Origin of the sequence: Deefgea rivuli DSM 18356 (assembly GCF_000620145.1) — a bacterium.
Lineage (GTDB): Bacteria > Pseudomonadota > Gammaproteobacteria > Burkholderiales > Chitinibacteraceae > Deefgea > Deefgea rivuli.
Genome location: NZ_JHVM01000009.1, coordinates 101,050 through 114,141, shown reverse-complemented (window position 1 = coordinate 114,141; position 13,092 = coordinate 101,050). Strand labels below are relative to the sequence as shown.

Annotated in this window: 14 protein-coding genes; 9 read left to right on the top strand and 5 right to left on the bottom strand. The window is 47.9% G+C overall.

What is annotated here, in order from left to right; genetic code table 11:
* The first annotated feature begins 11 nt into the window (after nucleotides 1-11).
* Nucleotides 12-293, top strand: coding sequence for an acylphosphatase (locus tag Q320_RS0104745; RefSeq protein ID WP_245590967.1), 282 nt, complete (start codon nucleotides 12-14; stop codon nucleotides 291-293).
* Nucleotides 294-341: 48 nt separating this feature from the next.
* Here the strand turns inward: Q320_RS0104745 and Q320_RS0104740 are convergent, their stop codons facing one another.
* Nucleotides 342-815: a WbuC family cupin fold metalloprotein gene (locus tag Q320_RS0104740; RefSeq protein ID WP_027468058.1), complete on the bottom strand. Its 474-nt coding sequence runs from the start codon at nucleotides 813-815 to the stop codon at nucleotides 342-344.
* Nucleotides 816-1,006: 191 nt separating this feature from the next.
* Here Q320_RS0104740 and Q320_RS18460 point away from each other — a divergent pair, with 191 nt between their 5' ends.
* The 7 genes from Q320_RS18460 to mscL all read left to right on the top strand — a co-directional run bounded on the left by Q320_RS18460 (nucleotide 1,007) and on the right by mscL (nucleotide 7,139).
* Entirely contained in the window at nucleotides 1,007-2,095 is a 1,089-nt protein-coding gene (locus Q320_RS18460; RefSeq protein WP_035852312.1) for a hypothetical protein, read from the top strand.
* A 9-nt stretch (nucleotides 2,096-2,104) separates the two neighbouring features.
* Complete coding sequence (locus tag Q320_RS0104730) at nucleotides 2,105-2,437, top strand: (2Fe-2S) ferredoxin domain-containing protein (protein ID WP_027468057.1); 333 nt, start codon at nucleotides 2,105-2,107, stop codon at nucleotides 2,435-2,437.
* 80 nt (nucleotides 2,438-2,517) lie between these two features.
* Nucleotides 2,518-3,153 carry an alpha/beta hydrolase gene (locus Q320_RS0104725; protein WP_035852309.1) on the top strand — a complete coding sequence of 212 codons (636 nt, stop codon included), beginning with the start codon at nucleotides 2,518-2,520 and terminating at the stop codon, nucleotides 3,151-3,153.
* A 2-nt stretch (nucleotides 3,154-3,155) separates the two neighbouring features.
* Nucleotides 3,156-3,818 carry an energy-coupling factor ABC transporter permease gene (locus Q320_RS0104720; RefSeq protein WP_027468055.1) on the top strand — a complete coding sequence of 221 codons (663 nt, stop codon included), beginning with the start codon at nucleotides 3,156-3,158 and terminating at the stop codon, nucleotides 3,816-3,818.
* Between the two features lie 152 nt (nucleotides 3,819-3,970).
* Nucleotides 3,971-5,545, top strand: coding sequence for a sensor histidine kinase (locus Q320_RS0104715; RefSeq protein ID WP_027468054.1), 1,575 nt, complete (start codon nucleotides 3,971-3,973; stop codon nucleotides 5,543-5,545).
* An 82-nt stretch (nucleotides 5,546-5,627) separates the two neighbouring features.
* Nucleotides 5,628-6,683: a 23S rRNA (cytidine(2498)-2'-O)-methyltransferase RlmM gene (rlmM, locus tag Q320_RS0104710; protein ID WP_027468053.1), complete on the top strand. Its 1,056-nt coding sequence runs from the start codon at nucleotides 5,628-5,630 to the stop codon at nucleotides 6,681-6,683.
* A 27-nt stretch (nucleotides 6,684-6,710) separates the two neighbouring features.
* Nucleotides 6,711-7,139, top strand: coding sequence for a large conductance mechanosensitive channel protein MscL (gene mscL / locus Q320_RS0104705; protein WP_027468052.1), 429 nt, complete (start codon nucleotides 6,711-6,713; stop codon nucleotides 7,137-7,139).
* Between the two features lie 209 nt (nucleotides 7,140-7,348).
* Here the strand turns inward: mscL and Q320_RS0104700 are convergent, their stop codons facing one another.
* On the bottom strand, nucleotides 7,349-8,527 hold the full coding sequence (locus Q320_RS0104700; RefSeq protein WP_027468051.1) for an acetyl-CoA C-acetyltransferase: 1,179 nt from the start codon (nucleotides 8,525-8,527) through the stop codon (nucleotides 7,349-7,351).
* A gap of 98 nt (nucleotides 8,528-8,625) precedes the next feature.
* Nucleotides 8,626-10,326: a PHA/PHB synthase family protein gene (locus tag Q320_RS0104695; protein WP_035852305.1), complete on the bottom strand. Its 1,701-nt coding sequence runs from the start codon at nucleotides 10,324-10,326 to the stop codon at nucleotides 8,626-8,628.
* Between the two features lie 239 nt (nucleotides 10,327-10,565).
* Here Q320_RS0104695 and pbpG point away from each other — a divergent pair, with 239 nt between their 5' ends.
* Complete coding sequence (gene pbpG, locus Q320_RS18455; RefSeq protein ID WP_156938978.1) at nucleotides 10,566-11,654, top strand: D-alanyl-D-alanine endopeptidase; 1,089 nt, start codon at nucleotides 10,566-10,568, stop codon at nucleotides 11,652-11,654.
* A gap of 57 nt (nucleotides 11,655-11,711) precedes the next feature.
* On the opposite strand, the gene trxC is transcribed toward pbpG, so the two are convergent.
* Nucleotides 11,712-12,140 (bottom strand): thioredoxin TrxC, encoded by a 429-nt coding sequence (gene trxC / locus Q320_RS0104685; protein ID WP_027468049.1) that lies wholly within the window; start codon nucleotides 12,138-12,140, stop codon nucleotides 11,712-11,714.
* 9 nt (nucleotides 12,141-12,149) lie between these two features.
* Nucleotides 12,150-13,022 (bottom strand): MBL fold metallo-hydrolase, encoded by an 873-nt coding sequence (locus Q320_RS0104680; protein WP_027468048.1) that lies wholly within the window; start codon nucleotides 13,020-13,022, stop codon nucleotides 12,150-12,152.
* Between the last annotated feature and the right edge of the window lie 70 nt (nucleotides 13,023-13,092).

Here is a 13,092-nt window from a genome sequence, read left to right as displayed (position 1 = left end):
TGGGGATGAGCATGTTACAGGCAATGCATGTTTTAATTTCGGGCTTAGTGCAAGGCGTTGGCTTTCGTTTCTCCTGCTGCGAAAAAGCGCAGCAACTGGGCGTGACCGGTTGGGTTAAAAATCGCCAAGATGGCCGCGTAGAACTGTGGGCTGAAGGTAAAGCAGTAGCGCTGGATCAACTCACGATCTGGCTACAACAAGGCCCGCCCGCAGCTCGAGTCGATCACGTCACCATTGAGCGCTTTGATCCCAAGCAATACACCGAATTTCAAATCAAAGAAACCACCACCTAGGTATTGCCATACAAGCATTAACCATCAAAGCTTGCAGCCAAATACCCATCAATCAAATAATGACCGCATCCATTCACGATACACCCTTACCGCCGCATCACCCTCATTCGGTGCCCATGCGGCGCGCTCCTCAGCCGCTACCGGCACATACGGCCCCGCTTTCGCCTCAAAAAATACGGTTGGCTCTAAAGCCACCAAACTATGAAAGACGCGCGGCGGAATATTAATACCGATGCAATCGCTGCCTGCTGCCAAAACTTGCGAACGCGTCACCACACCATCGCTATTAAAAATCAACACCCCCATGCGTCCCGTCAGTACGATCATGGTTTCTTCTTTATCTTCTGAAAAATGGCAATGCGGCTGCACATAGGTATCCGGTTGCAAACCGTTCAGCATCCGATGACAGGCGGCCGCATCATTGGCATGAAAATTCAAATTTTTCCGCAAGCGCGGGCTGTGCGCCGCTTCACCCAGCAAATCCGACAACATGGCTTGATCGATAAAAGTAGTTTGACTCATGAGTGTTCTTGTCCATAGATTGAGTTGGATTGCATTCAATGCCGAGCATAATGCAATAAAAGCCACGCGCTCGCCACGAAAAACGAGCCACGCAGCAGCAAGCCCAATCCAAGCCTGATACCAATACCGACAGACAGGGATGAGATAGGTATAATTGCGCTTTCGCTTTTACCCTGCACTCGGTACCCGTCATGAACTTGCCTGATCCACGCCTTTACCCTCGTGTTAATCCACAAAATCCAATGATTCGCCAAGTCATGTCGCTAATGACCGAACGCGACGCCGAATTGGTCGCACAAAAGCGCGCTGGTTTGCAGCAGCTCATGGCCGAATTACTGATGTCTAAAGATCATTACGGCTTAAATGGCGCGCTGACTCAAGCGCCGTCGCAAGACGCATGGCTAACGATGTGGCACGCGCTACGCGTTGAAGTAGAAAGCCCGAGCGCACACGATCAACAATCGGCGACTGTATTTGCGATCCCACTGGTACTCGTTGCCGGTTGCAAAGGCGAAACCAGCTTGCCAAGCGAGATCGACGGTGCGGCGGCGCTGAGTTTATTGCGTGAACACGGCGTGATTGCGGCGAATGCCGACGCTTGGATTTCTGGCGCGCTCTTGGGCCCAGATGTGCTCGCAGCGATTAGCCCAGCGCAACTCGCCGAATGGCGTGCGACGATTACAGAGGCCGAAAAATTCCCGATTGATTCAGCGGGTAGCGCCATTAAGGTCAAAGACGAAGCCGTTGTGCTGCGTTATTTGATTGGCGTAGCCATTCAAGAAAAAGGCGCAGAACCCGCAATTCAGCTCGGTGGCCAAGTCACGAGCTGGGGCATGCCACTGGCGAATCTGATCAGCGAAGCGCTCAAAACCGACGGCGTTACGCTATTCCCCATTCCGCGCACGCCATTGTCATGGCTGGCGGCGCAAGACGTAGGCCGCGTTACACAGCTTGAGACGCGCTTGCAAGTGATGACTAGCAATGCCTTACGCAGCATCCGCACTAAAGGGCGCACGCCCGTAGTGACGGTTGCCGCGCATGAAAATAATGAAATTCGCATCACGTTCTCGAGCAAGGAAGATCCAGAGCGCTGGGAAGGTTATGTGTGGACACTATTGCCATCCGATCACGTTGAACTCATTGCGCAATACGTGCGCGAGCTGATGCTGGAGTGCCGTTTGGAAGATTTAGTTTTCATTGAAAATGTACAACCTACATTGGATACTGATGGTCTACCGTTCTTTATCACCGCGCACATCAAACCCGTTGTTCTGCAATAAGGAATTACGATGAGCCATTACCAACATCATGTGTTTTTTTGCCTCAACCAGCGCGCACCGGGCGAGCGCCAATGCTGTAATAGCAGCGGCGCAGATGAGCTTTGGGCTTACGCCAAAGATCGCGTCAAAGCATTGGGCTTAAACGGCGATGGCAAAGTGCGCATCAATAAAGCGGGTTGCCTGGAGCGCTGCGAAGAAGGCCCAGTCATCGTCGTTTACCCCGACGAAACTTGGTATACCTATATCGACAAAGAAGATATCGACGAAATTGTTGAAGAACATTTACTCCATGGTCGAGTCGTTGAGCGCTTACTCATCCCAGCGCGCCAAACTGAAAAATAATCACTGCACCGATATTAACAATGCGCCAAATGGCGCATTGTTTACGTATATCGATCTAGCCATTACAGAATAAAGCTTACATGACTATACCCCGCAAAGCAGCTACGTTTGAATTAATCGAGATCGCAGGCCCCGCCGGTAAGCTTGAATGCCTACGTCTGGACGCGGCCACAGAAACTGCCATCGGCATTGTTTTAGTCGCTCACCCCAACCCGACTGAGGGCGGCACGTTCACCAATAAAATTGTGCATACGCTCGCCAAAACACTGTCACGCCTCGGTTATATTGCCTACTGCCCAAATCTACGCGGCGTCGGCAACTCCGAAGGTGAGCACAGCCGTGGCGAATTCGAACCCGATGATATGGCTGCAGTACTTTCGTTTGCCCGCGCAGCGCATCCACAACTCACTCGACTCACCTTGGCAGGATTTTCCTTTGGCACTTTGGTGCAAAGCCGCCTGCGCGAACGGCTGAGCGATGATGAGGTCGAAGGGATGATTTTGATTGGTCCAGCCGTTAGCCGTTATGCTTTTCCAAACGTGCCCAAAGGCACGCTGATTATTCATGGCGAAGAAGACGAAGTGATTAGTTTGGCTGCAGTGCTCAACTGGTCGCGGCCACAACAACTGCCGATTGTTGTTGTTCCCGGCGTAGGGCATTATTTTCATGGCCGCTTAACGCAGCTGGCAGAACTTGTCGAACACGCTTGGCGCTAACAATGAATTTGCCCGCCACTTTTTTCCCTGCCTGGTTACTCATCATCAGCGCCATCATGGGTTTTATCGCTTGTGGCTGGGCGATACGTCTAGAGAAGTGGCTGCAACTCCCTCAAGCCCAAATCAATAGCTGGCTGTGCTGCTCGGTCATCGTACTAATGGCTTGGCAACTCAAAGCGCAAGTGCATCACGGGCTGGCGTTTCACCTCTTAGGTGTTAGCGCACTCACGCTGATTGCTGGGCCGCGGCGGGCGCTGCTCAGCATCGCGGTCTTACTGGCTATTGATCTTGGTTTTGGTCACGGCGATTTGGCCACTTGGGGTCTGTCATTATGGCTAATTGGCCTGCTCCCCATCAGCATCACACACGGGCTATTACGTTTCGCCCAAACAAAATTTAGCCCGAATTTCTTTGTCTATATTTTTGTGAATTGCTTTGCCGCAGGTGCGCTTAGTATGTGGCTGGTCGGCCTCAGTATCTGCGCCCTATTATCACTGGTCGGCGCTTACCCGGCTGATTTTTTATTTGATGAAACACTACCGTTTTATTTTCTAATGGGCTGGCCAGAAGCTTTTATCACGGGGCTTAATCTCACTCTACTGGTGGTTTGGCGGCCAGAATGGGTAAATAGCTTTAATGATCGCGTTTATCTGCAAAGAAAATAATAAAATACATCTAAAAAAATATTTTGCATCCTTGCTTCGCCTCGCCGTACCACCTCTACTGACTTCGGCTTTACGCTCGCCATAAAACTTTCACACATGATCTAATCCTCTGCTAAATTACTTGCAAGCACGCCATATAAAAGCACGAGTGTATGCGCCAAATTCGCATCGATTTAAACCTCATTTTCATTGCCATCGTCACCTCGGTTTTAACGGTGTCGGGTGCAATTTCGTATTACCGAACGCAACATCAGCTTGAGGCTGAGCTCGTTGAATTTCGCAAATCACTCGACGCCCGCCTACAGAGTGTTTTGCCTGGCATTATGTGGAATTTTGACGACCAGCAATTAGCCTTGGTGCTCGATGCCGAAATGCGCTCACCCGACATTCACGCGCTCGAAGTCTCCAATATGGAAAGCATGCTGGCAGGCCGGATTCGGCAAAATGGTACTGTAGTCACAATTCATAAGCCGACTCAATTCTCAGGCCCCGACACCCACATCACGACGATTAATTATCAGCAAAATCAAGATAAACACCCTCTCGGTAAAGTTCAGATCACGATTTCACGCGAGCGCATCAATGGCATGCTACGCAAAATCATTAGCGAAAAGCTCATTGAAATTATCCTACTCGACGCGCTGCTACTGATAGCACTTTCCACCACGCTACAGCGCATGGTGATTGCGCCACTGTCTTTATTGGGTAAAAAGCTCAGCCAAGCGGCGCAATCAGACAAAGACCTTGAAGAAACCGAACTCCCCAGCAACCCTTATAAAGAGTTTTCTGATCTCACCGATGGCTTTACTCGGATTATCACCCGCCTAAAAGAAGACCTGACTATCCGCAGTCAAGCCGAAAGCCAAATGCGTAGCGCCAAAGACGCCGCAGAAACAGCGCTTGGGCAACTCAAAGACGCGCAAACCAGCTTAATTCAATCGGAAAAAATGGCATCGCTCGGTGGCTTGGTCGCCGGCATTGCTCACGAAATTAACACGCCTGTCGGGATTATTCTGACCAGCGCCTCGGTATTGCACGATGACTCAGTATTGTTCCGCTCCAAAATTGAAGCGGGCAACATGAAAAAATCCGAAGTAGTCAGCTATAGCCAAACCGCAGAACAATCCTCAGCGCTAATCATTAGCAATGCGGTTCGAGCGGCTGAACTAATCCAAAGCTTTAAACGCGTCGCCGTTGATCAAACTTCTGAGGCACGGCGCGATTTTGAATTGGGGCAATATTTACAAGAAATCATCACCAGCATCGGGCCCGCGCTCAAACATTCCCAAATTGCGATTAATATTATTTGCCCAGAACAAATCAAGCTAGAAGGCTACCCAGGCGCCATTTCACAAATCATTACCAATTTAGTCAATAACGCAGCCATGCATGCCTTCACTAACGCCTCGGATGCAGCCTCTGAAAATAGTACGATAAAAAAACAAGTCAACATCACCGCTGAGCGCTATTTTGGCACGGTGACTTTGCACGTGACCGACAATGGTCAGGGTATTGATGACACGGTAATTAGCAAAATCTTCGATCCGTTTTACACTACCAAACGCGCCAATGGCGGCAGTGGTTTAGGACTCAACATTGTGTTTAACCTCGTCACGCAAACCTTAGGCGGGCATATCCATGTGAAATCGACACTTGGCATAGGCACATCATTTATTATGACTTTCCCCTCTGTTGCACCGGCCCATCGCAATCAAACCAGCACTTAAAGCGGCGGTAAAACCTCGGCGGCATTGGTGAAATTGCATTTCTTGGGTATCCTTGCGTCTTTTTAGTATCGAGCTTCACGCCATGACCGCACTTCTCGCTGGAAAACCCTACGCTCTACTTGCCTACTGCCGCCCCGGTTTTGAGCCTGAATGTGCCGAAGAAATTGCCGACCATATTCAAGGCCCCGGCAAATTTGAACGCGGTGATGGCTGGGTTCTATTCACACCCAATGAAAACCATGGCGCGCAATTGCGTGAACTCCTCGCTAAACAATTTATTTTCTCGCGGCAAACCGTGCAAGTTCATAGTCGAGTGACTTTGGGAACGAAAGATCGCCTGACGCCGATTGTGGATGCACTTAAAGTTATCAATGGCCTGTATAGCGACGTTTGGCTTGAGCATCCAGACTCGAACGAAGGTAAATCCCTATCTGGGTTTACTCGTAAATTTGGCGATTACGTCGCCAAAGCGCTAGTGCAAAATAATTGGCTACAACCTGAGCAATCGCGCCAGCGTCTACATTTATTTTTCCCTATCCAAGGCGAAGTGATGATTGCCACGCGGCCTGTGCGCGCCACCGACTGGCTTAATGGCATTCCACGCCTACGCATGCCTTGCGATGCGCCAAGCCGCTCTACACTCAAAATGCTCGAAGCGATTTTAGTGCTGGTGGATGAGCCAGAAAAAAAATTCCGCGAAGGCATGACGGCCGTTGATTTGGGCGCAGCGCCAGGCGGTTGGACTTACCAATTGGTTTCACGCGGACTAAAAGTATTTGCGATTGATAATGGTCCGATGAAAGGCAGTATGGATGGCCATCATCAAGTCAAACACGTGCGTGATGACGGCTTTAAATATCGCCCGAAAAATCCAGTCGATTGGCTGGTGTGCGATATGGTCGAACAGCCAATTCGAATTGCTGAATTAGTCGCCAAATGGTTGGCCTCAGGCAATGCACGTCGGGCGATTTTTAATCTGAAATTACCAATGAAAAAGCGCCACATGGAAGTGGAAAAATGCTTTGATTTGATCGATAAACGACTTAGAAAAGCGGATATCTCCTATAAAATTAGTGCTAAGCAACTATTTCATGATCGCGAAGAAATTACTTGTTATATCACCACAGTTAAAGACTAATTAAATCGATTTAAATAAGGACAATTTATGTTTAAAGAATTTCGTGAATTTGCCATGCGTGGCAATGTGGTTGATTTGGCCGTCGGTGTGGTGATCGGTGCGGCCTTTGGCAAAATTGTCGATTCACTGGTCAAAGACGTCATTATGCCGCCGCTGGGCTTTTTGATTGGCAAAGTCGACTTTACGAATATGTTTGTGACTTTAGCCGATGGCAAAACCGCAGGCCCTTACAACACACTCAAGATCGCCCAAGACGCTGGCGCGGTAACTATGAATTTTGGTATGTTTTTTAATTCTTTAATCAGCTTTATCATCGTCGCCTTTGCGATTTTTTTAGTCGTTAAAGCCATGAATAAAATGAATCGCTCCGCAGCAGCGGCAGAGCCCGAAGTCGCCGCAGTAACGCCTGAAGATATTGTGCTATTACGTGAAATTCGTGATTCATTAAAAAAGTAGGTATTTCCATGTAGCCATTATTCAACAATGTCTACATCCATATACCCATGAAAAAACCCGCTTTAAAGCGGGTTTTTATTTTACGTGATATTAAACGTAGCGAGCGCCCGTCAGAGTGGCGAGGCTGGAACACAGAAACCGGAATATACATAAAGTACATGAGGATTTCGAGTACCACCCGAGCCGCAATCACGGGACGCGCAGCAAGTTTAACGCTCAACGCACAATGCTACGCCCATACCGCCACCGATACACAAAGTCGCCAAGCCACGTTTTGCATCGCGGCGAACCATTTCGTGCAGCAAAGTCACCAAAATACGGCAGCCTGAAGCGCCAACGGGATGACCCAAAGCAATCGCGCCACCATTGACGTTCACTTTAGCCATATCCCACTTCATTTCACGCGCCACACCCAAAGCTTGCGCGGCAAAGGCTTCATTGCCTTCGATCAAATCCACAGAATCCAAATCCCAACCCGCACGTTTCAACGCAGTTTGGCTCGCCAATACCGGGCCCATACCCATAATCGTTGGGTCAACACCGGTACTTGCAGAAGCGCGAATCGTTGCGAGTGGCTTCAAACCCAGCGCGTCAGCACGTTCACGGCTCATCAACATCACCGCCGCTGCACCATCGTTAATACCCGATGCATTACCCGCGGTCACAGTGCCTTCTTTATCAAATGCGGCGCGCAATTTAGCCAACGAATCAGCTGTAGTCGATGGTTTGATAAATTCATCTTGATCAAAAATAACAGGATCGCCCTTACGCTGCGGAATGCTCACCGGCACGATTTCATCAGCAAAACGACCTGCAGCTTGAGCTGCAGCGGCACGTTGTTGCGAAGTCAATGCCAATGCGTCTTGCTCTTCGCGGCTAATTGCGTATTTTTTAGCAATATTTTCAGCCGTTACACCCATATGGTAATTATTGTAAGCATCAGTCAAACCGTCATACACCATGCTATCGATCAATGCGGCATTGCCCATGCGGAAACCATCGCGGCTACCATTGAGCAAATGCGGCGTAGCGCTCATATTTTCTTGGCCACCCGCGATCACAATATCGCTATCGCCAGCCAAAATGGCTTGCATGCCGAGTGCCACAGCTTTCAAGCCCGAACCACACACTTGATTAATGGTCAGGCCTGGCACTGCATCTGGCAAACCAGCACGGCGCACGGCTTGGCGCGCAGGGTTTTGACCCAAACCCGCGGTCAATACATTGCCTAAAATGACTTCAGAAACTTGATCGGCGGCAAGGCCTGTTTTAGCCAGCAAAGCACGAATCACCGTCGCGCCCAGCTCAGGCGCAGACACCTTCGCCAAAGAACCTGAAAAATTACCTAATGCAGTGCGGCATGCCGCAACAATGACAACATCAGTCATACAATACCCCAGTTATTAAACAAATAAACAAGAAACTTTGTAAGCTATAAACATAAAAAAAAGCAAGGCGAATCGCCTTGCTTCATTAAAAAATAACTTTATACAACACGCGCCTTCACGTAACGACCCGGTGCGGCTTCAATCATCTTGAATTTCGTACTACCTAATTTTTTCGGTGCCGCTACTTGCTCACCCGATTGCGGTGCCAACCAAGCAGACCAATCTTGCCACCAGCTGCCTGGACGAGATTCTGCGCCATCAAACCAAGCCGTCGATTCTTGCGCCGTATTTTCATTCACCCAATAGTTACGCTTATTGGTCGAAACAGGATTAATCGCACCCGCAATATGGCCTGAAGCACCGAGTACAAAGCGAATCGAGCCTTGTAAGATTTTCGTGCTCAAGTACGCCGATTGCCAAGGCACGATATGATCTTCACGTGCGGCAAAAATATACGTTGGCACTTTAATCGTCGTTAAATCAATGGGCGTTCCGCAAAGACTGAATGAGTTTGGTTTAGTGAGGTTATTTTCTAAATACATATTACGTAAAAAGAAGGTATGCATCGGCAATGATAGATTCGCTGAATCGCTATTCCAATAGAGTAAATCAAATGGCGGTGGGTTTTTACCTTTGAGGTAATTATTCACCACATAATTCCAAATCAAATCATTCGAGCGCAATGCTGAAAACGTTTTTGCCAACTCTTTACCGTCAATCACGCCTTCAACTTGCGATTCACGTTTGCGAATCAAATTCCAATCGATGAAATGTTTGATTTCACCCGGATCAGTATGGTCAAGCATCACTGTCATAAGGGTAATCGACTCAAACCAATCCAAGCCACGCGCTTGCATTACGGGCATCGCGGTAGTAACCAATTCGCCACCAATGCAGAACGACAGCACATTGATTTTTTCGGCCTTGCTAATTTCGCGCACGACTTCAGCCGCTTTGATCACGCCACTTTCAACGTAATCATCCCATTTCAACGCGCCTTGATGCGCCTCGATGGATTTCCACGACACCAAAAACGTCGTGTAACCTTGGCTCACGATATAAGCCATCATCGAATTGGCTGGTTGCAAATCCATGATGTAGTATTTGTTCACACACGGCGGAACCACAAGCAGTGGGCGGCTATACACTTGGGGGGTAGCTGGCGTGTATTGGATTAATTGAAAGAGTTCATTTTCAAAAATCACTTCACCCGGCGTCATCGCGAGATTGGTACCAATTGCAAATTGGCTCTCATCGGTCATCGTGATGCTGCCCTTTTGCATGTCGGCCATGAGTTTTTTCATGCCTTCTTGCAAACTTTCACCTTTGGTTTCCAAAGCGAGCTTCATCACCTCAGGATTGGTAAATGCAAAATTGGTCGGGCTCATTGCATCAAGATATTGTTTGGTGAAAAACGCCGCTTTTTCTTTGCTGGCTTCATCGGTATTGGCCGATTCCACCATTTGGATCAGCCATTTGGACGTCACCAAATAATTCTGGCGAATGTAATCAAATAAAGGCGCTTCCCATTCTGGCGCATTAAAGCGACGATCACTTTTATCGGTTTCAGCCACTTTAACTGCAGGCTTGGCACCAATTAAACCCAGCCATAAATCAAGTTGCTGCTGATAAAACTGTGAATGGCTACCCATCCACGGATTGTGCGCAGGACTCATTTTTTGAACTAAATCGTGCATCACATTGGTGTGTTGTGTCGGTTCAGCTTGAGGATGTGCATTCACCCAGTTTTGCGTCCACTGGCGATGCGCTTCAGTAATTTGCTGGAAAAAATTTTCCATGGCGGGATTATTTAGCACAGTTTGACTGCTCCGATTTAGTATTTTTTTGAATTTTGCGCATCAATTTGCTGCAACGCAACATTAACTTAATCTAACATAGATTGCAAGCCTGACAAAATCTAAAGCGAAGGATTGAAAAAACGTTACTAATGCTTGATTTAACATGACATTTTTCATTTCATTCAGTAAAATAAATTACCGATTACTAATACACAGCCCGAACCCGCTGGGGAATATTAATGTCAAAACTGATCAATTCATTGTGCATGCTCATCAGTGCCAGTGTAATCGCCTACGCGCCGCTTTTATTTGCTGCTGCAAATAGCAAGGAAAGTAAATCGACAAACAGCAAGCAAGCAACGGCGAGCAAGAAAAAAGCCAGTCAAAATAAAACAAATACCGCTGCAAAATCAAAAACCGCCACTACCTTAAGCAAAAAAACAACACCCAAAACAAAAATTACTTACACCACACGAAAATCCAGTATTTCTAATGCGGCAATTGCCGATGCACGTAAAGAAGTTCAAGTCACTCGCACCATTGCTGCAAGAATTGATCCCAATAATCCAGGCCTACAGTCCGCTGGTATTTTGATTTTAAATGAGCAATCGGGTGAAGTTTTATTTGAAAAAAATGCTGATAACATTATCCCCATTGCGTCGATCACTAAATTAATGACCGCAATGGTAGTGCTTGATGCACATTTACCACTCAATGAATTGATTAGCATTAGTGATGCCGATGTCGATTCTCTAAAAAACACCAGCTCTCGCCTTAGTGTCGGCACGACTTTAACGCGCGGTGAAATGCTGCTACTTGCATTAATGTCATCAGAAAATCGTGCCGCATCAGCACTGAGCCATCACTACCCCGGCGGGCGCGAAGCATTCATCCGCAAAATGAATGAAAAAGCATTGCAACTCGGTATGCGTAACTCACGTTTTTATGATTCAACCGGCCTCACGCCGCACAATGTATCTAGCCCGCGCGAATTAGCGCTCATGGTAAAAGCAGCACAACGCTACCCAGAAATTCATCAATTTAGCACGTCGAGCGAATATACCTTTTCGTCGAATATGCGCGGCAATATGCTGACATTCCGCAATACCAACCCATTGGTTAAAGATGCTGATTGGGATATTGGTGTGTCAAAAACAGGCTTTATCAATGAAGCAGGTCGCTGCATCGTAATGCAAGCGACCATCAACAATACGCCAGTTGTGATGGTTCTGATGGATTCGAATGGCAAATACACTCGGATTGGCGATGTACAGCGCGTTCGCAAATGGATAGAGAGCAATCCAATGGCCAAATTGCGCGCAGGTTAATTTACTAGCACCCAAACAAAAACGCCTCAATCGAGGCGTTTTTCATACTTAATACAATCACAAAAACTGCATCAACCAAGCCTTGAACTGCCCCGCCGATAAAGCGCCCGACACGCGTTCCAGCTCTACCCCACCTTCAAACACCGCCAAAGTTGGAATACTCCGCACCTTATACTGCTGCCCAAGCGCGGCTTGCGCTTCAGTATCTACTTTCACAAACAGCACTTTTCCCGCCATAGCTTGCGCGGTTGCCGCAAACGTCGGCCCGAAGGTTTGGCACGGACCACACCATGGCGCCCAAAAATCAATCACGACCGGCAATTTGCTATGCTTTAAAATCGCCGGTAAGTTTTCACTGGTCACAGAAATCGGTGCACCAGCTAAAATTGGCTGATGACAGCCACCACAATTAGGCAACTCGGCCAAACGCGAGGCCTCAAGGCGATTTGTCGCATGGCAATGTGGGCATTCAATCAATAAACTCATTATTTTTCCTTAAAGCACATTTAAAGGTATTTTTAAAAACCGTTTTCCATTCGCATCAGCTGGCGGGAAATGTCCTGCGCGAATATTAATTTGAATCGATGGCAAAATCAGCTGCGGCATCGCCAAGCTTGCATCCCTTGCTTGACGTAATGCAATAAAATCATCGCGCCGTGTATCTGCGCGCAAATGCACATTGCTATTTTTTTGCGCTGCCAGCGTCGTTTCCCATTGATATTCGTGCCGATGCGGCGGCAAATAGTCATGGCAAACGAACACGCGCGTGTCATCAGGCAATTGATACAGCCTTTGCACCGAATCATACAATGCACCGGCGTCGCCGCCCGGAAAATCGCAGCGCGCAGTCCCCACATCGGGCATAAACACCGTATCGCCAACAAACAAAGCATCGCCAATTAAGTAAGCCATATCCGCAGGGGTATGCCCCGGAACAGACAATGCTTTTGCGCTAAGCGAGCCAATACCCCATTCTTCATTCGGCGCGAATAAATAGTCAAATTGCCGACCATCAGTGAAAAACTCAGCCTCCAGATCAAATATCGGCTTAAATATTTTTTGTACTTGATCAATGCCTTTACCAATCGCAATTTGACCACCCACAACCCCCTGCAACCACGCAGCAGCCGATACATGATCGGCATGGGCATGCGTTTCTAATATCCAGTCCACTGTCAAATTGAGCTGGTGCACTGCATTCACAATCTTTTGCGCGCCAGCGGTGCTTGTTCTTCCCGATTTCGCATCATAATCAAGTACTGGATCGATAATCGCAGCTCGCCCTGCCACTTTGTCATACACCAGATAACTCACGGTAAAAGTAGCCGCATCAAAAAATGCTAAAACATGCGCTTGCGACTGACTCATGGTGTGACCTCGTAAATAATTATTTACATACATTATAAATTTATATAATATAAAGTCAAATAGTTTTATC